The organism is Halalkalibacillus sediminis, assembly GCF_002844535.1.
Classification (GTDB): Bacteria; Bacillota; Bacilli; order Bacillales; family Alkalibacillaceae; genus Halalkalibacillus_A; species Halalkalibacillus_A sediminis.
Map to the genome: position 1 here is coordinate 968,396 of NZ_PJNH01000001.1, position 17,968 is coordinate 986,363.

25 protein-coding genes are annotated in these 17,968 nt (G+C 38.3%); 6 read left to right on the forward strand and 19 right to left on the reverse strand.

Translation table 11 applies throughout. From position 1 onward, the window contains the following. Window positions 1-4 precede the first annotated feature (4 nt). Both CEY16_RS05120 and hemA read right to left on the reverse strand, forming a co-directional pair. Window positions 5-832, reverse strand: a complete 828-nt coding sequence (locus CEY16_RS05120; RefSeq protein ID WP_101330879.1) for a cytochrome C assembly family protein — start codon at window positions 830-832, stop codon at window positions 5-7. Window positions 833-851: 19 nt separating this feature from the next. Then, the gene (hemA, locus tag CEY16_RS05125; protein WP_101330880.1) at window positions 852-2,219 is read right to left on the reverse strand and encodes a glutamyl-tRNA reductase; all 1,368 of its coding nucleotides are present in this window, start codon (window positions 2,217-2,219) and stop codon (window positions 852-854) included. 198 nt (window positions 2,220-2,417) lie between these two features. Between hemA and CEY16_RS05130 the strand changes: the two genes are divergently transcribed. Beyond that, complete coding sequence (locus CEY16_RS05130) at window positions 2,418-2,897, forward strand: LiaI-LiaF-like domain-containing protein (protein ID WP_101330881.1); 480 nt, start codon at window positions 2,418-2,420, stop codon at window positions 2,895-2,897. A gap of 76 nt (window positions 2,898-2,973) precedes the next feature. Further along, window positions 2,974-3,897: a P1 family peptidase gene (locus tag CEY16_RS05135; protein WP_101330882.1), complete on the forward strand. Its 924-nt coding sequence runs from the start codon at window positions 2,974-2,976 to the stop codon at window positions 3,895-3,897. Here CEY16_RS05135 and CEY16_RS05140 read toward each other — a convergent pair. The 14 genes from CEY16_RS05140 to aldA form a co-directional block, all read right to left on the reverse strand. Further along, complete coding sequence (locus CEY16_RS05140) at window positions 3,892-4,737, reverse strand: NAD(P)H-hydrate dehydratase (RefSeq protein WP_101331143.1); 846 nt, start codon at window positions 4,735-4,737, stop codon at window positions 3,892-3,894. The genes CEY16_RS05135 and CEY16_RS05140 overlap by 6 nt on opposite strands. Before the next feature lie 65 nt (window positions 4,738-4,802). After that, entirely contained in the window at window positions 4,803-5,123 is a 321-nt protein-coding gene (locus tag CEY16_RS05145; protein WP_101330883.1) for a gas vesicle protein, read from the reverse strand. A gap of 38 nt (window positions 5,124-5,161) precedes the next feature. Next, window positions 5,162-5,482 carry a gas vesicle protein K gene (locus CEY16_RS05150; RefSeq protein WP_101330884.1) on the reverse strand — a complete coding sequence of 107 codons (321 nt, stop codon included), beginning with the start codon at window positions 5,480-5,482 and terminating at the stop codon, window positions 5,162-5,164. Window positions 5,483-5,485: 3 nt separating this feature from the next. After that, entirely contained in the window at window positions 5,486-5,725 is a 240-nt protein-coding gene (locus tag CEY16_RS05155; RefSeq protein WP_101330885.1) for a gas vesicle protein, read from the reverse strand. Further along, window positions 5,725-6,564, reverse strand: a complete 840-nt coding sequence (locus CEY16_RS05160) for a GvpL/GvpF family gas vesicle protein (RefSeq protein WP_162297857.1) — start codon at window positions 6,562-6,564, stop codon at window positions 5,725-5,727. The genes CEY16_RS05155 and CEY16_RS05160 overlap by 1 nt, the downstream gene beginning before the upstream one ends. Before the next feature lie 19 nt (window positions 6,565-6,583). Then, window positions 6,584-6,835, reverse strand: coding sequence for a gas vesicle protein GvpG (locus CEY16_RS05165; protein ID WP_101330887.1), 252 nt, complete (start codon window positions 6,833-6,835; stop codon window positions 6,584-6,586). Beyond that, complete coding sequence (locus CEY16_RS05170; RefSeq protein WP_162297858.1) at window positions 6,832-7,593, reverse strand: GvpL/GvpF family gas vesicle protein; 762 nt, start codon at window positions 7,591-7,593, stop codon at window positions 6,832-6,834. Before CEY16_RS05170 ends, CEY16_RS05165 begins: the two co-directional genes overlap by 4 nt. Before the next feature lie 31 nt (window positions 7,594-7,624). Continuing rightward, entirely contained in the window at window positions 7,625-7,897 is a 273-nt protein-coding gene (locus CEY16_RS05175) for a gas vesicle protein GvpO (protein WP_101330889.1), read from the reverse strand. Window positions 7,898-7,989: 92 nt separating this feature from the next. Continuing rightward, window positions 7,990-8,250 (reverse strand): gas vesicle structural protein GvpA, encoded by a 261-nt coding sequence (gene gvpA / locus CEY16_RS05180; protein ID WP_101330890.1) that lies wholly within the window; start codon window positions 8,248-8,250, stop codon window positions 7,990-7,992. Between the two features lie 16 nt (window positions 8,251-8,266). Then, window positions 8,267-8,725, reverse strand: a complete 459-nt coding sequence (locus CEY16_RS05185; RefSeq protein WP_101330891.1) for a hypothetical protein — start codon at window positions 8,723-8,725, stop codon at window positions 8,267-8,269. A gap of 36 nt (window positions 8,726-8,761) precedes the next feature. Beyond that, window positions 8,762-9,154 carry a gas vesicle accessory protein GvpU gene (gene gvpU / locus CEY16_RS05190; RefSeq protein WP_101330892.1) on the reverse strand — a complete coding sequence of 131 codons (393 nt, stop codon included), beginning with the start codon at window positions 9,152-9,154 and terminating at the stop codon, window positions 8,762-8,764. 34 nt (window positions 9,155-9,188) lie between these two features. Beyond that, entirely contained in the window at window positions 9,189-9,830 is a 642-nt protein-coding gene (gvpT, locus tag CEY16_RS05195; protein WP_101330893.1) for a YtxH domain-containing protein, read from the reverse strand. A 14-nt stretch (window positions 9,831-9,844) separates the two neighbouring features. Beyond that, complete coding sequence (locus CEY16_RS05200) at window positions 9,845-10,201, reverse strand: hypothetical protein (protein ID WP_101330894.1); 357 nt, start codon at window positions 10,199-10,201, stop codon at window positions 9,845-9,847. Between the two features lie 148 nt (window positions 10,202-10,349). Continuing rightward, the gene (gene aldA, locus CEY16_RS05205) at window positions 10,350-11,795 is read right to left on the reverse strand and encodes an aldehyde dehydrogenase (RefSeq protein WP_101330895.1); all 1,446 of its coding nucleotides are present in this window, start codon (window positions 11,793-11,795) and stop codon (window positions 10,350-10,352) included. Between the two features lie 278 nt (window positions 11,796-12,073). On the opposite strand from aldA, the gene CEY16_RS05210 reads away from it, so the two are divergent. The 3 genes from CEY16_RS05210 to CEY16_RS05220 all read left to right on the forward strand — a co-directional run bounded on the left by CEY16_RS05210 (window position 12,074) and on the right by CEY16_RS05220 (window position 15,410). Continuing rightward, window positions 12,074-12,769, forward strand: a complete 696-nt coding sequence (locus tag CEY16_RS05210; RefSeq protein WP_101330896.1) for a hypothetical protein — start codon at window positions 12,074-12,076, stop codon at window positions 12,767-12,769. A gap of 186 nt (window positions 12,770-12,955) precedes the next feature. Then, a complete protein-coding gene (locus CEY16_RS05215; RefSeq protein WP_101330897.1) occupies window positions 12,956-14,614 on the forward strand; it encodes a BCCT family transporter in 1,659 nt (552 codons plus the stop codon). A 181-nt stretch (window positions 14,615-14,795) separates the two neighbouring features. Further along, window positions 14,796-15,410, forward strand: coding sequence for an NUDIX hydrolase (locus tag CEY16_RS05220; RefSeq protein ID WP_101330898.1), 615 nt, complete (start codon window positions 14,796-14,798; stop codon window positions 15,408-15,410). A gap of 92 nt (window positions 15,411-15,502) precedes the next feature. Here the strand turns inward: CEY16_RS05220 and CEY16_RS05225 are convergent, their stop codons facing one another. From CEY16_RS05225 to CEY16_RS15150, 3 genes are all read right to left on the reverse strand, one after another. Beyond that, a complete protein-coding gene (locus tag CEY16_RS05225) occupies window positions 15,503-16,099 on the reverse strand; it encodes a class I SAM-dependent methyltransferase (protein ID WP_143484589.1) in 597 nt (198 codons plus the stop codon). 381 nt (window positions 16,100-16,480) lie between these two features. Continuing rightward, a complete protein-coding gene (locus CEY16_RS05230) occupies window positions 16,481-16,945 on the reverse strand; it encodes a hypothetical protein (RefSeq protein ID WP_143484590.1) in 465 nt (154 codons plus the stop codon). 23 nt (window positions 16,946-16,968) lie between these two features. Next, entirely contained in the window at window positions 16,969-17,109 is a 141-nt protein-coding gene (locus CEY16_RS15150; protein WP_162297859.1) for a hypothetical protein, read from the reverse strand. 281 nt (window positions 17,110-17,390) lie between these two features. Between CEY16_RS15150 and CEY16_RS05240 the strand changes: the two genes are divergently transcribed. Further along, complete coding sequence (locus CEY16_RS05240; RefSeq protein ID WP_101330902.1) at window positions 17,391-17,846, forward strand: YhfM domain-containing protein; 456 nt, start codon at window positions 17,391-17,393, stop codon at window positions 17,844-17,846. The last annotated feature ends 122 nt before the right edge of the window (window positions 17,847-17,968 follow it).

Genomic DNA, 17,968 nt, shown 5'->3' on the forward strand with positions numbered 1-17,968 from the left:
TCTCTTATAAAAAGTGAAAGTTTGTAAACAATGAAACAAATATATAATTTAATAATAAAATAGAAAACGCGATCGCATTGAACAAGGCAATATTCTTCCCTACGATTTTCTTTGAAACCCTTAAATATAAAATAACACAATAGACAATCAGTACGACAAAAGAGCCTACTGTCTTTGCGTCAATCCAGTAAAACAAATCATCAGTCGTATACGCCCAAGATACACCTAATATTAAAGCGATCAGTAATACTGGAGTTGCCAAAATCATCATCAGAAACGATAAATTATCAAGTTGTCCTAAACTACCAATGCGCCGTAGTAGTTGCGGCCACTTTTTCTTTTTCAAAAGATAGAATTGCACAATATACAAAGCCGAAAACGCGAACGATAGCGTGAACAAAGTGTAAGCAATGAACGCCAACACAATGTGTGCCAGTAATAATTCACCAATAAATTGGCCACTAAAAAGCGTATCACTCTGAATTGTATTTGAAACGAGAAAACCCATCATCATCATGAATCCTACTAAATTTATAACAAATACGATAAAGTCAACTTTATAAAAATAGTTGATGACGATTGACACTAACAATATTAACCAAGCGTAAAAATATAAACCTTCTGCTAAGTTGAATACAGGTAACGTCGATGTGATATATATTTTTGTAAATAAAAAAATGGTTTGAAGGATCCAAACCACTAAAAGTAACCAGAAGGCCAATTGATTAGCCTTCCGGTCCCGTTGCACGAAATCATAGAAATAACAAATCAAACTTAATCCATATAGAATTACAATAATTTCATAGACTCGAAAATATTCAAAAACACTCATGTGAGCGTCCCTCAAATCACTAGCTCGTTAAAGCTTTAATCAAACTTGCAATCGGCAGTGACTGATTCACTGATTCATGACTTTGGTGTTTCTTGCTTTGGTTGGTCAGTTCTTGCTGCACTTCCTCTTCTATTCCGAATATCTGAACGAACAATTTCAATACGTCATCAGAGTGCTCTTCTCCGGCCATTTCTTTTGCCTGGAGTATCGGTTCCTTGAGCATTTGATTAACGATACTTTTCGTGTGCTTATTCAATACTTTACGCTCACGGTCTGTCAGGTTCGGCATTTTACGCTCAATTGATGCCATTGTGTCTTTCTGGATATTAAGTGCTTTTGTACGTAGCGCAGAAATCACTGGTACGACACCTAGCGTGGTAATCCACTCATCAAAGTCCGTCAGCTCAGATTCGATCATCGACTCAATCTCAGAAGCAGCTTTTTGACGCTCTGATAAGTTTTGGTCCACTATCCCTTGTAAATCGTCGATATCATATAAAAAGACGTTCTCAAGTTTATCGATTTCAGGGTCCAAATTACGTGGTACTGCAATATCCACTAAAAATAGTGGTTTACCATTACGTTTTTTAAGCAATGGCTTCATATTTTCTTTCGTAAGCATATATTCTTCAGTGCTAGCTGAAGCAATCAAAATATCCGCACTTTCAAGTACATCATCAAATTGATCTAATGAAGCTGCTTGTCCAGAGAAGCGTTCAGCAACTTCTTCTGCTTTATTCAGTGTCCGATTCACTACGGTTATGTTATGGACACCTGAGCCGTGCAAGTTCTTCACTGCAAGCTCGCCCATTTTTCCAGCACCAAGAATCACAACATGTTGGTTTTTCAACTGATCGAAAATGGTCTTAGATAATTCCACAGCTGCATAACTGATTGACACCGCATTTTCTCCGATGCCTGTTTCTTTATGCGCTTTTTTCGCATTCGTAATAGCTTGCTTGAACAACTGATTGAATAACAACCCGGATGCATCATATTCCTGAGCAACTTGGAATGAATGTTTAACTTGTCCTAAGATCTGTGTTTCACCTAGGACCATAGAATCCAAACCAGCCGCCACTTTGAATAAGTGCTCGATTGCTTCATCTTTTTCTTTTATCGACAAGAAATTATTTAGATAATCAATATCCATGTCAAACCGTTCAGCCAAGAAGCGCTTAACGTAGTAACGGCCGGTATGTAACTGGTCCGCTACAACATAGACTTCCGTACGGTTACACGTTGAGACAATTACATTCTCTAAAATGCTTTTTTCAGCATTAAGTTCGACCATCGCCTGGCCGACTTCTTCATCCGAGAAAGTTAATTTCTCACGTATTCCAACTGGGGCTGTTCTATAGTTTATACTCGTTACAATGACATGCATGTGGTGTTCACCCCTTCATTCGCACACAATTAACTATTATAAGTATAACAACTCGTGAGCTTAAATGCCATTCGACATTCATGAACATATTATGAAAATTTATGATAGTATTAGATTAGAATAATTATAATTACAATACACAGCGTATCATAAGGCCTTTGAACCTTCAAGAAAACTGACTAGGAGCGATTAAACCTAATGAAACAACAAAAAACTTTTGTCGCCATTCTATTGATCGGACTCGGACTTTATTTTTTATTACAACAATTTTCCATACCTTTTCTGTCACAATTCGACACATGGCCATCGATCCTCATCATCTTAGGAATTGCCTTTTTAGTTAATGGTTATGCAAATAAGCAACATGATAGTGTGTTTCCTGGTGTTATTTTATTAGGACTAGGTCTTCATTTTCACATGCTAAGCCACGCTGATCGATGGATCGATCACTGGGGCATGTATACATTGATTGTGGGACTAGCCTTTTTGGTTAAAGCACACAAAACCAATTCTGGTATTTTTCCAGGTATCATCTTACTTATTATATCCTTTTTTGCCATTTCATCCGTCGCGATGCCATCTTGGTTCAAATGGTTCGATGTTATTTTCAATACTCTAGAACAATTCTGGCCAGCAATACTAATCATCATCGGAACCGTTCTGTTATTTAAAAAATAGATGCTACCACAAGCTTTCTTGCTTGTGGTTTTATTTTGTTAAAATACACTTAATAGAAAGTTGAGAGGGTGGTAATATGACTTACGGAAATATTACAGATGTACCAGGTGTTAAAGTGGGTCACGAGCAAAATAAGAATGCTCTGACCGGATGCACTGTGATTAGGGTGGATGATGGAGCGACATGTGGTGTTGATATACGAGGGTCAGCTCCGGGTACACGCGAAACAGATTTACTGGACCCTGTTAATCTAGTCGATCAGATCCATGCTATTTGTCTAGCCGGTGGCAGTGCTTTCGGATTGGATGCTGCGAGTGGAGTGATGCAATTTTTAGAAGAAAATAGGATCGGTCTAGATGTAGGCGTAGCGAAAGTACCGATTGTACCTTCAGCCATTCTTTTTGACTTGGCAGTGGGAGACCCTAATGTTCGCCCGGATAAAGACATGGGATATAAAGCAACCCAAAAAGCTAAAGCTGGCATTTTTGAGATGGGAAGTGTGGGTGCAGGAACTGGAGCAACTGTCGGAAAAATTATCGGTTTCGAACATGTTGCGAATAGTGGAATAGGAAGTGCTTCTATAAAACTTGAAAATGGACTGGTAGTCGGGGCGATTGTTGCAGTGAACGCTTTCGGTGATGTGATTGATCCTAAAACGGGGAATATCATTGCAGGGGCTAAAGATCCGAAGACAGGAAAATTTTTAAATACTTCTGAAGCTATGAAGAAAAAAGCTACCTCGGAAGGATTTCCAGGTACAAACACGACTATCGGGGTAGTCGCCTCAAATGCCAACCTGAATAAATCACAAGCAAAGAAAGTTGCTCAGGTCAGCCAAAACGCGATTGGACGAACCATTCGCCCCGCTCACACGATGTTCGACGGAGATACGATTTTCGCTTTAGGTACTGGAGAAAGTGATTTTTCTATCGATTTAGTGGCGAGTCTTGCTACAGAGGTGATGGAAAAAGCTATTATAGAAGCTGTCAAAAATTCATGATTGGCTAGTTTCAACGTCTGCCCAAACTTCTGGCAATAACTCGCTTATTTCATGTGCCAGCAAACTATGGGCAGACCTTTTCTTCACCCAGTAATCAGCACAAGCACCGTGTAGGTAGATAGCGTTCAATACAGCATACTTCCAAGATTTGTTACAGCACAACATCCCTAAGATCATGCCTGTAAGAACATCCCCACTTCCACCTTTCGCCAACGAACTGTTACCCGTTGAGTTTTTATAAACGCTTCCATCAGCAAAACTAGTCAATGTATTGTATCCTTTTAAAACAATCGTGACTCCCAATCTTTGCGCCCATTCGCTGACTAGGCTAGCTCGGTTATTCTCGATTTCTCCAATAGATTTACCAGTCATCCTTGCAAATTCTCCAGGGTGGGGTGTCAATATTGTGGGGGAATTCCGTTCCTCATATGACCTTCCACCTATCGCTCCAGCATCAAGCACAACCGGAACTTCTGCTTTTAACAATCTTTCAACAGCAGCTCTGGTTTCTCCATCCTCTGGTAGACCCGGACCTACAGCGATGGAACGGTATTGACTTAATTCCATTTCATTTTTTGACAAAAGATAACGGCCGTTTCTCACATATGTCGCTTCTGGTAGCGTTGACACGATGTGAGAGACGACCGCCTCATCCGTTGCAATTGCCAATTTCCCTAAACCGCTTCGCATGGCACCTAATCCGGACAGAATTGCCGCTCCTGGCATATCTTCACTTCCAGCAACTAGCAACGCAATTCCGAATGTACCTTTGTGGCTTTCTGCGGCTCGGTCAGGCAAACTGTTTCGCACGTCATTCTTAGTCCACTCGGACACACTTATGCTACGGGACATATTCTACTCTCCTTTAATAAGTAGTTTTTGCCATTAATCATAACTCCAAAAAATCACTTGTCTTCTTCTTTCTTCGTAATCTGCGATTCCAAACGATTGATTTGTTCTTGTAGTCGCTGATTTTCCTGTTTCATCTCATCCATTTCTAGACCTTTAGATGAAAAATATGGATCTGTCTCCCACCAGTCCATGCCTATTTCTTTTGCTTTATCCACAGAAGCAACTAATAATCTAATTTTAATCGTCAAAAGTTCTACATCTGCCAAATTGATTTTGATATCACCTGCAATGACGACACCTTTATCTAATACAGTTTCAAGTACATCAACCAAACTATTCGAGTCGGTTGACTGTTTAATCGGTTCCTGATCCATCACGATCTCCCTCCAATCCTTTTAAGTATTTTGAAATTTTATAGTAAGTTACCAAGTGGGCCTAGATCTATATTTAAATCTTCCTCAGTCAATCCGAATACGTCCTTAAGCTCTTCCATTTTTTCTTCCAAGTTCATTAATGCAACACCTAGTTGCTCTTCTTGCTCTTCTGTAAGAGTGCCACCTTCTACGCGGCGAATAGCCTGCTGTTCCACTAATTGACGGAGTAATTCTACAACAGTCATCACTAATTGAGCTAAACCGTGTTCAGCATTCTCTGGATCAAGTGAAATATTTCCACTTGGTTGATGAGCTTCGGGCTTTGAATTGATTACACGTTCAAAGCTTTGGTTACTCATACGTTACAAACCTCCTTGTCTACGTACATATTTTTGTTCATATTCTTCTACGCTTGGTGTTTTTTTAGCTTCCATCAAAGTTTCTACAGACGATAACAAGATACGCAGATCCAGATGCACCAGGTCAACATCCGCAATTGAAATTGTGATATCTCCTTTCAACACCACGCCTTTGTCCAATACGGCATCAAGTATCTCCACCAAAGAAACATCCCGGTTTTGTAAGGTTTCAGTCTGCACCACTAATCAACCCCTTCAACTGGATCACTTGTTACATCTGCAAAATGATAAGCCGGCCATGGACCTGTGCACTCGACAATTAGCCCAATTTCTTTATCATTCATATCACTTTGAAAATCTTTGATTTCTTGTTGGAATTCTTCCCTGTATTGATCTGCTTCAATCAAATAGACACTGTTCCAAGCCATCGTTTCGTCACGGCCTGTCACTTGTTGATTCCAGTTTTTCTTCACTTCCAGTCGAGCACTTTTCACCTTTAATTTTTCATGTAACGATTCACAATAAAGATCGATTTTTTCTTGAATCATTCCTTCAATGTACTGATCAAGCTTCTTCTGGGCAAAAAAACGCTTCCCTTTTGAGAGGTGGTCGATTTCTTCTCTTTTCTCTTTTATTTCACGTTTCAAATCATCTTCCTGTTCAAAAAATTGTGCTTGGTCGACGAAAATTTTAACATTCCATTCTTCTTTATCCTTTAAAAAACCGAGTGCTTTTGACAAAGTGTCTTGCTTAGCATTAATAGCTTTCTTTAGACTCTCGGTATTTTTGTATATAGTCCCGAATTTCAATGGCACAATCGTCATCCGACTGTGTAAGTAGTTCATCAATTCGTGATGATGGAATGCTCGGGTTTGTAACCAATTGATATTCTCTAATTGGCTTTTCAACGTTTCTTCCTCATAATCTTCAGCAGGAACGCGGCAAACAACCGCCGCGAGGTCACCGAACGTTAGCATTTCAACAAAAGTACCTTCTTCGATCCCTTGAACTTCTTCTAGTTCATTTTTTTCATCAGATCTAGCTTCTGAGAATGCATAGACATAAAAATACTGATTATCCAAGGTCATCTCCCCCCCAACTTTATTCATCCAAAGAATTTTTCATTGATTCTTGCTCCATTTCTTTAGCCACACGATACCTTTCCATAAGTTCATTGTATTGTTCCTCATACTGAGCATCTGTTACTTCTTCCATTTCGTACATCATTTCAAGGTTTACTAGCTTTTTCTGAATCTCATCCGCGTCATAAAGCTCTTTATCCACTTCATCTTTCACTTTTTTTCCGACAAATACGACGGTGTCAATCGGCCAAGTGAATAATTTATGAATCATGACGCTCTCTTCGCCTTCACTTTGATATCGATAAAGTTGTAAGCTGGCCAAGGCCCAGTATATTTGAAAGTCAAATGATCCTTCCATTGATCGTGGAATTCATTAATCTTTTGGTCGAACTCATCCTCTTTTTCTAAATCTACTAAAAAGGAAGCATTCAACACCATCTTTTCACCGACAACTTCGTTATTTTTCGCTGCATCAGCAATTTCAGCTAACGGTTCGAAGATTTCTTTTTCAAAACGGTCATGAATACCTTTTACAAAAACACTTGCCGCTTCTCCGACCTTCATCTGCTCATACATGTGAAGTTTACCTTTTTTCTCATTCACATCATTCTTCAGCTTCTTCATTTCAGAATGTTTCTCGGCTTCCTGCTCTAGCCATTCTTTAGATGCAATCAGTTTGAGTCCTACTTCAATCTTATTACGTACTTTAGGAAACACTTTTTTAAATTCATCGTATAGTTTAACGTGAAGCAACTGTACATCTTTTTTGTTCTCCAAAACAGTACCGAAACTCATCGGAATAACAGTTGTCTGTTTCATGGCAGATGCAACGACTTCCTGATGAGCTTGTAAGTTTTGTTTATTCGGATCGAAGATTACGTTTGGTACTTCAGTTACAATCATTCGCTGGCCTTTGTGTTCAATCGTATAAGGTTCAACTTTATTACCACCAAGGTTTATTTCCGGAAACCTCAACCCTTCTTTATTCTCTACAACTCCAAATAAATATACACTCATGTCTTTGCTCATCATTCAATCTCCTTTAATCACAAATACTCGTTTACTCTTCGTCTTTTTGTAGTTCAACAGAAGTTCTCTGTCTCAACCCTTTTCTTTCAAAAGATGTTACTTCATTGTTATCATTCAAACGCACAACATACTCACCAATGATCTGGTCACGTCCATATTTCCTCATATATTCCTTTTCTTCAATCACTTCAACGCCTGCTTCCCAATACTTCCCTCTATTATTGATGGAGGTGATTTTGTGTACTGGGCTTACATGCTCTGCAAAAAATTCTTTAATGGAACTCATTATTTCAGTTACATTCATGTCCTAGCCACCTTTTCCTTTGTACTATTTAAAATAGAATCAGCCGTAGGCAAAGTTGAACACTCATTCTACGGCTGAAAAACATATTAAGATTAAGCAAAGTTCAGTTGTTCTTGACCTCGATCTTCTCCACTGCCTAACTCACCTTGAACTTCATCTCTGAGGAGTCCGACCGCTTCAGCATAGCGTAACCAAGTATCAACAGAAGCAACCACTACTCTCGCTTCAACCGTAATCAATTCAATTCCTACTAAAGAAACACGTGCATATAAATCAACTACAACACCTTTGTCTAAAATTCGATCGATTACATCTGCTAGACCTGATGCGTCTGTACTTTTTTGTACTGCCATTTGAAACAACTCTCCTTTAAGGTTTTTTAATATTGTTAACTCCCTTGATACGATTGTGACTCTTCACATCATCGTATCCTTTAACGGATGAATATCCTTTTATATCACTTGGCTTTTTGATTCCATCATCATTTGATGAATCACCACTAAGGAATCCATCTGAATCAGAATTAGTCAACTCATTATCCTTGACTTCTTTTTTAGCACTCTGTACCTGTTCTTGTAGATTTTCCTTTGCTTCTTTCGCTTTATCCTGAAGCTGTTCTCCAGTGTCTTCTAGATTTTCTTTTATATGATCCCTAGCCTCGCGAACTTTCTCAAACGTCTCATAAAACTTCTTCCCGATCATTGTTGCTGCCGCGGCATTTTTTGCTTTCGGATGGTCATCTGCTAGATCTTCAGCTTCGTCTTCGGCCTCATCTTTTGCCTTTTCTATCCCATCTTGTACTTTGTCTTTCAAGTCTTTATCTGCCAAATGACGATCACCCTCTCTGTTTACCCAGGTGAAAACCTATTTACCCTTCTTAATTTTTCCAAGAAAGTAACCATCGACCTGAGTGAGTTTTCCTCTCCAAAGGACTCCTCCTTCTGAAGGGAGTGCATTGCCTTTTTCATCGAAGAAATTAGCGTCTTTCAGATGAATGAAATTAATTTCCGTTTCTCTCTGATTGTCCAGTTGTTCTTTTCCTTGAGACAATTTCTCTTTCATCTTCTTTTCCGCATCAGATTTACCTGAGAAATATCCTGCAACTGTATCTAAATACTCGGAAGCAGAGATGATAGTCCCTGTAACAAGCGTTCCATTCACATTCAATGAAACATCCACACTTAGTTCACCAGAATGAACCTGATTAATGATCTGCTCTAATAAAGCATCATTCTTTGTATTAGAAGTAGTATTCATAACATCACCCTTATTTTATTTTCAAAGATTCAATTTATTTTTCCGTTGAATCTTTTGCTGATTTCGAGTTGTTAGACTTTGTCGACTTCTTCGCATTGTTAGATTCCTTCTCATTTGTAGGTGAATCTACTTTTGTACCTTGCTTCGAGTTAGAATTACTAGAGTTCTTCTTAGAATTAGTAGAATTATTATTTTTCGAACTTGAACTGTTTGCTGGTTTCTTTGAGTTAGCGGAATTAGTCTCGATGAATTTAGTAATTTGTTCTTCTAACTTTGTCATTCGATCCGCCAGTTCATTGTTTTGCTCTTTCAACTGTTGAAGCTCCTCTTGCTCTTGGCCGGAAGCTTGGTTGCTTACTTCAGTTGGATATTCTTCCCATTCACCAGACTCATCATGATTAGACCTTTTTTCTTTAAAACCATTCCATTGATCCTTACGATTGTTCAACCATTCTCCACTCTTATCTTTCAGTTTTCTCTGAGTACCTTGAACCTTTTCTTTCGCTGAATTACTTTTAGCTTTCAATTGTTCTCGGTCAATCGACCTCACTCGCTCATTTGCTTTCTTGCGGTTTTCTGGGCTGAGCAAGAATCCAGCTGCTGCCCCTACTAATGACCCTGTTACTGTTCGAGCATAAACGCCGGTATTTTTCTTGCTTTGATTTTCATTACTCAATGAACCCACCTCCTTTAATTTGATTGCTCTGTCAGCTGCTGAAGCATATTCTCAATTCTTGATAATCGCTCGTCCATTTTTTCATAATCATTCTTCAGTTCTTCATATTTTTCATCTGAGACCTCTTGTGTTTTATCAGAAGTATCTTTATTCTTCATTCGAGACAATACCTGTTGAGTCACCGTATTTCCCAAATGAGCAGTGAATTCTGAACTGACTACTCTAAAGATTTGGGATGCTGCTACAGTTTTAATCACTTTCTTCCCTGGGCTAGTGGTCGATAATAGACCAACTCCCGTCCCAACTACCGAACCAACCACAGCATAGGTTAAGTCATAGTTGTCATTACTTTGATTCTGTTCTTGAGACATCTTTCAACCTCCTTTACCCATCGAGAGCTTACTTCAATAAGTAGTAGTCTTCTTCTTTACCGTTCACTACTCACTCAAAACCCTTTTAACCCGATTCCATACGAAAGCCCCAGACATACGCCCGGGGCTCACTCATTAATAGCTATTTTTAATCATTCTTATATTGCATATATACCACTTGTGTCACGAGGAAATCTTCCATACCGTGGCGACCATCTGCACCACCTAAGCCGGACTTACGCATCCCAGCGTGATAACCTTGGACCGCCTCGAAATTCTCTCTATTCACGAAAATTTCACCAAACTTCAATTCGTTTACAACTCTCATGACTTCATTCATGTCTTCACTATAAACAGATGAAGATAATCCATATTCCGTATCATTACCTTTCTCAATCGCTTCATCTAAAGTTTTGAAAGTAGCTATAGGAATAACCGGGCCGAAGATTTCCTCTTTCATAATTTCCATACCATGCGAGACATTAGTTAGTACCGTCGGTTGAAAGAAGAACCCCTTTTCCAGGTCTGCACGTTTTCCACCTGTAACTACTTTAGCCCCCTGATCAACAGCATTCTTTACCATTCCTTCGACCTCTTCTAATCGATCCTGCCCAACGAGTGGACCAACCTCTGCATCTTTATGTTTACGTGGATCTCCTATTTTCTTGGATTCAAAATTATTCTTCAATTTTTCTATTAAATCATTAGCAACATCTTCATGAACATAAACACGTTCTGCATTCGTACACGCTTGTCCGTTATTCGCTAATCTTGAAATGACTATATTTTCAGCTGCAACATCTAGATCTGCGTTTTTGGAGACGATTGCTGGCGCCTTTCCACCTAACTCCAAGTTCACTTTCGTGATATTTTGAGCCGCAGCTTCCATCACTTTTGTTCCTGCAGGAATACTCCCCGTCATTGTCACCATTTCTACATTTTCGTGAGATGCTAATGCATTACCTATTTCAGACCCAGTACCTGTTACTAAGTTATAGACTCCCTTAGGTAGATCTTCCATCTCATGGATAATTTTAGTGAATTCTACTGCTGTATTTGGGGTTTGTTGACTAGGTTTCAATACCAATGTACAACCCGTTACAAGCGCTGTTGCAACCTTTCTCGCTAAGATAAACACTGGGAAATTCCATGGTACAATACCTGCTACCACACCGATTGGCTTCTTATAGATAAAAATATTTTCATTTTCACGATCGCTTGGCATTATTTCTCCTTCGATTCGTCGAGCCCATTCAGACATATATCTGAAGTAGTCAATCGCTAGGTCGACTTCACCTGAAGCGAGTTCATAATCTTTCCCTTGTTCTTCTTGTAACAGGTCGACAAATGTATCTTTCCGTTTCTCGATTTCATCACCTAGGCGACGAACAATTTTTCCTCTTTCTATATTAGGAGTTAGCTCCCAACCTTTTTGAGCTTTCACAGCCGCTTCAACTGCTTTATCTACGTCTTCCTCAGTACCTTTTGGTGTTTTAGAGATCACTTCTTCTGTCGCAGGATTAATAATATCTATCCATTCTCCACCAGTTGAATCTACATATTTACCATTAATATATAATTGATGTTGTTTCATGTTATATCCTCCTTCAAAGTCATTAACGTACTAATTCCACGCACTTCCAACCAATAAACGGGTAATTCTAAAAATTAATCTGTAAGTTAAAATGATATTATCTAAGTTTAAAATTGGAATTCATGTGGAAATAACCCAATTAAATGACAAATAATTATGAAAATATTGTTAATTTAAATTTATTTCGGATTTCGTAGTTTTTTATTGACAATTTATTTCAGATAGCGTTACAATGTCAATCGAGCCAAAAAATAAATAGAAAAATTGGGAGGGGTTTCATGCGTTATTTAGTAGTTCTTTTAGCCTCGTTAATGTTAATCCTTGCTGCTTGTGGTGGCGGAGATGACTCTAACGAAACAGAAGAAAACAATGAAGAGACAGAACAAACTGATGGAAATAGCGGAGAATCAGAAGAAGATTCAGAGCAAGATAATGAAGAGAGCACTGAGGAAGATACAGAGGAAACAAATGAAGATTCTGCTTCTGGAACAGATGAACAAGTAGTTACTGCTGTACAAGATTACAGCGATGCTATGGAACAATTCCAAGACGAACAAGTAGATGGCTCAACTGTTCAAGATATGGAATCACGTGAAGAAGTAGCTGAATGGTTCCAAGAGAATGCACCTGTTACAGAAAAATTCGCAACTCAAATTTCTGAAGATTTCTTTAAAGAAGATGGTGGCGAATTGACATGGGCTGAATTAGATTATTCAGTTACATTCGATGCAGAAGAACACAAAGCTTACCAAGTAACTGAAAGTAATTTCTTAGTAAGTTTCCAAATCGCAGGTGATGCTGAAGAAAATAGAGGCCATTACAACTACAACGTTGTTGACCAAGAAGGCGAATGGTTAGTAAATGAATTCGACTTTGGTTATTTAGATGGTGAACACCCTGACGATCAAGAAGAGGAAGAACAAGCTGAAGAATCAAGTGAAGATTCTGAAGAAGATAGCGACGACGAAGAATAATATTTTTTAGATAAAATCTTATGAGAGCCTTGGATGAACTATGCCCAAGGCTTTTTTACATGCACTATTTGTCGAAATGCGTACCAAGTGATATGTATTTGAAATAAATGTATGTTAATAATACTGTCATTAGGGTAGATACTAATATACCTAGTCTGTTGAACTATATTATTGAGGAGGAGTCGTATGAGAAACACAAAGAAACAGCCTAAGGGTCTCACATCATTTTCATCAGCGGTTAAAACACCAACATTCGTCATCTCATTGATTATTGCATTAATCTTTCTTGCATTTGGTGTTTTCTATTCTGAATTTCCAACATATATAAATGAGACATTCAATTGGGTAGTAGAGTACTTAGGTTGGACTTTCATACTTGGGGCCAGTTTATTTGTTATCATTACCATTTACTTGATCGTAAGCCCGATTGGGGAAATCAAGTTAGGTGAAGACGGAGAAAAACCGATGTATTCCACTCCGGCATGGTTCTCTATGTTATTCAGTGCTGGTATGGGTATTGGTCTATTGTTCTGGGGTGTTTCAGAACCAATCAACCACTATGATTGGCCGCCTATGGGAGAGGCAGGAACTGAAGGTGCAGTTCATTTGGCTTTACAATATTCATTCTTCCACTGGGGATTACATCCGTGGGCCGTATATGCAATTGTTGCTTTAGCACTAGCATATTTCAGTTATCGTAGAGATTTACCGATGCTTATGAGTTCAACTCTTGAACCATTATTAGGTAGAGACAATTTGAATGGTGGTATAGGTAATACAGTAAACATCATCGCTGTTATTTCAACACTATTCGGAATCTCAACTTCACTAGGATTTGGTGTTATGCAAATTGGTGGAGGTTTCACTCAGTTATTCGGGATTCCAAATAATGAGTTCTTATGGTTGATTATTATTGCTGTTGTTACAACATTAGCTATTCTGTCAACCACCTCCGGTATTGATCGAGGAATTAAATGGCTAAGTCAAGGGAACTTGATCATCGCCGGGTCGCTTATGTTGTTTGTTTTAATTTTAGGACCAACATTATTTATTTTCGAATCATTCACTCATGCTACAGGAGCTTACTTCCAAAATCTTTTCTCGATGTCGTTCGGAATTGATGCTGCAGGAGAGAATACAGAGGGTTGGTATGACACTTGGACAATCTTCTATTGGGCTTGGTGGATTTCATGGGCACCGTTCGTTGGAACGTTTATCGCGCGTGTATCTAGAGGACGTACCATTCGAAGCTTTGCAATAGGTGTACTTCTAGTACCGACCGGTGTAAGTATGGTTTGGTTTGCTGTATTCGGTGGAGCTGCACTATATGAGGAGCATTTCGTACAAGGAAGCAGTATCTTAGAATCCGTTTTAGAAGATGAAGCACAAGGTTTCTTTGCTCTACTGAATCTCTTCCCATTCTCTAGTGTTCTCATTATAATTGCCATGATTTCACTGACTGTATTCTTTATTACATCTTCCGACTCTGGAACGTATGTAATTGGTATGTTAACATCTAAAGGTAATATGAACCCTCCAGTAGGTTTACGTATTATCTGGGGTATTATCGAAGGCGGATTCGCTGCCGTATTGTTACTAGCAGGCGGACTCGGCGCCCTCCAGACCTCAGCAGTTACAGGTGGTTTTCCATTCATGGTCATTATGTTCGTAATGATATTCTGTCTGATCTTAGCTCTACAGCGAGAACTCAAGGCAGGTTCATTACCACATGAACGGGCTCGTATTTATAAAGCACTTGGTGACTTACAAGAAGAACGCAAGATAAGACAAAACACCGTACAAGAGACAACAAATCATGAGAAAAAGAATGAAGATCAAAAATAATTAAAAGCATCACCTCTCTTTTGACTCAGGTCACTAGAGAGGTGATTTTTACATAATACTTATTTTTGGGTAAACATTTATCCTGTAACATCAGAACAAACGAGTGACATTCTATTTAAAGAAGGATATGATATAACCATCGTCTATGAAGGAATGATCACATGGGAAGGGGATGTAGAGAATGAATAGAGTTGAAATTCTTGAAAAGATAAACAATCACCAGCCTTCCATATTAGGATTAAAAAATGCACGTAACTATTCTATTTTACTCCCCCTAGCAGAAAAAAACGAAGAGCTTCACATCGTCTTTGAAATTCGATCTAAAGATATGCGTAGGCAACCAGGAGAAGTTTGTTTTCCTGGTGGAAAAGTAGATAAGGAAGATCAACGCGAAGAAGACACCGCTATTCGAGAACTATCTGAAGAACTTGGAATCGGTTGGAATCAAATATCCGATTTACAATCTATTGGAGTATTGGTCTCACCCTTCGGAATGAAGGTTCATGCCCATGTGGGTTTTATCGAAGATATGAGTCCATTAGAACTTAATCCCGCCGAAGTCGAAGATATTTTTACTGTTCCACTGAACCATTTTTTAAAGACAGACCCCGAAGTACACTACATAAATTTCGACGTTCGTCCTGAAGACGGTTTCCCATATGAGGATATAGCCAACGGGGAATCATATCAATGGCAATCGATGAAATATGAGGAACATTTCTATTACTACAACGATCAAGTGATTTGGGGCCTTACTGCAAGAATCATCAGAGATTTCATTGATTTAATAAAATAAATAATTTCAAATACTCACTAAAAACCGCCCCCTGGCAGTAAAATGTTTAAGGGTAGTTTATCTTTTTTGATAGTTCATCAACGCGAAATCAACTATTTCCGTGCAACAACCTGAATCACATGACCTAACCCGTCATGTCTTTTTCCTTCTACTCTCTCTGCTTCTCCTGAATAAAAGTGCAGTCTTTTAAATGATGAAGTCCAGCGCATAATATCAACCGGTCGGTACAGCATCTCTTTTGTTTTGGGCCCACCTGTTCCATAATCTACCTGTTCTTCAGAATAAACCTCAATGAATATATGTCCTCCTTTTTTAACTGAATCGAACATATTTTTCATTAAATAATCCTGATCCTCTTTTGAGACATGACCGAAAACCATGATCGCAGCGTCAAATGAATTCTCTTCCACTTTCTCTTTCGTCAAATCGACTTTATGAGTAAGAACTTCAACATCGTTCATTGCAGCAAGTTTTTTCGTCTTTTCAAGACCTACCTCTGAATTATCAAAGGAAGTGACTCGATGCCCGAGTTTCGCTAAATGAATAGCATTTCGCCCTTCACCTTCAGCAAAGCAACCTACCTCTGAATTTGCTGGAATCATTTCGCTATATTCTTTAATAAATTCATTGGGTTCTGTTCCATAAACATAATCATCATCCGAGAAATTTTCATCCCATTTATTTGACAATAACATAACCTCCAGAGGTCCATACTCAACAAGAATTTTCCATCTTGTTGAATTGTAACCATTCAGTATTTGACACTATTATGTATCTAATACACTTAAAGAATCAATTTAAACCAACTATTTAATGAAAAAATTATTAAATAAAGAAAAGAGAGCTCAGATTCATAAGCTCTCTAGATCATTTAAGTGATTGGGTTATCCCCTCGCCTAATTGAATAATTCCGTAAACGGATTTCCAAATAGAGGTATGATTATAAATAAGGTTACCAAAAACACGACGATGAAAATCAGAAGATTTTTCTTCCAATTCATTGATGAAGACACCACCTTAAGTATATTATACACGATGAAAAAAATTCATTTAGTCCATTTTCATTCCATTCACCTAATGAATGAAAGCCCACTCTTCTTTTTATACAAACTACCTAGGATTGCAAAACCAGTCAAAATAAATGTAGCTTTAAAACAATTACTAAAGAATGTGGCAAATGAAATAAACTCTTCATCGTTCAAAGAAGTTGAAGTAGGACTGACCACCTCTCCATTAAACCATTCGCCGTTCGCGCTGACCCAAAGCATGATACTCGCGACGACCAAAGCACCTAATAAGAAATGCAATCGATACCCCCACTGGCCTTGCTCTCGAAACTTCCCAATCAAATATGGCACAGATAATATCACTCCGAGAAATATCGCATCAATAACCCAGAACCATACCACTCCACTTTGAGAATTATATCCTTCAGAGCCCATAAATATAGATTGAACACCAGAACGAGCGGTTCCATAAAACAATACCAAACCTAAAATTAAAACAATATGTAGAAAAAAAGACTTAAACTTCACTGCTGACTCTCCTTTGCCGATAACTATGATAATTCCTTCCACAGAAAAGACACCATTAAACTGACAACTGATCCAAAGAAAATCACTGAACTCATATCAACCAAGTCAATAATATCAAGCCAATCTTTGAATAATAGACCTTGAAAGCCGATACTAAAAATCATTGCACATGCCCCTATTATCATCAATATGAAAAAGATAATCATGTTATAATCACGGTGAGTACGAAATTTAATTTGCAATAACTTCAATAACACCGAAACCAATGCAAAGGCTGATATAATCAAGAGTGAATCCACACGAATCGCATCCTCTGTAAAAGATATATTTCCTTTGCTTATCAATTCGACATTTTACATAAAATTCCCTGCTATGAATTTCCAAAAAAATGAAACACAAATAATTTCTCGATCGTCTTATAATATAAAAAGGAGGGGATAATATCGTGAAAAGAGCTATTGCATATATTCTATTAAGCTCGGTCATAGTGAGCAGTTTAGTTCTTGCGAGCTGTTCACAACAGACGAATCGATCCGTACATAGCGAAGAGCAATACCAAACGGTCCAAATGGAAGGAAAAAAAATTGTTTCAGTCTCCATAGCTAAAGTTGGAGATTATATGGACGAAATCATGTCACCTCACCTTACATATGAAAATGATGACGTTGATGAGCTTAAAACTTTTGCAAATGCTATTACAGATGCAAAAGAGATCAACGGTGTAGTTGATGTCTCAGCACCAGATTATTCGATTGAATTAACATTCGAAGACAGGGATGTTGCCCGCTTCTTTGTTTGGTTAGGAGCTGATGGTGGAAGCATCATGAATCAGAAAGACTCCCGCAAGCTCTCTATGTTACCTGAAGAAATAATTGATAAACTAAACCAATATTTATATTAGATTTTTAATAAAATTTAAAGTTTATTTCCAGATACAAGTGAGGTAGCCCTATATGAAATCTTCAAATGGTTTGTTCATATTAAATGTTTTTTCTCTGCTCGCTGTAATTTCTGTTAACGCAT